The organism is Chryseobacterium sp. SIMBA_028, from assembly GCF_046535285.1.
Taxonomy (GTDB): Bacteria; Bacteroidota; Bacteroidia; order Flavobacteriales; family Weeksellaceae; genus Chryseobacterium.
Map to the genome: position 1 here is coordinate 1 of NZ_JAWRWZ010000748.1, position 241 is coordinate 241.

1 protein-coding gene is annotated in these 241 nt (G+C 63.1%); it reads right to left on the bottom strand.

Annotated features, from left to right (window positions below):
• On the bottom strand, positions 1–241 hold a 241-nt coding region (locus tag SCA31_RS25250), incomplete at both ends, for a hypothetical protein (RefSeq protein ID WP_410699677.1).

Genomic DNA, 241 nt, shown 5'->3' on the forward strand with positions numbered 1-241 from the left:
GTTGACATTGCTGCTCTCCACTGACTCGGTGCCGTCGCCGGCGGCGTCGTACACGCGTACGTTCATCTGGGCGAATTCGGAACTTGGGGGGCCGGTGATCGTTCCGCTGATCGTTGCCTCCCCAGCCATGGTCGCGTCGACGGTCACCGATTGGCCCGTCGTCACTGTGACCGGGCTTGCGAGGTTTTTGTCGAGGAGCCCTGGTCCCCAGATGGCTATCTGGTACGACCCTGACGCCAAG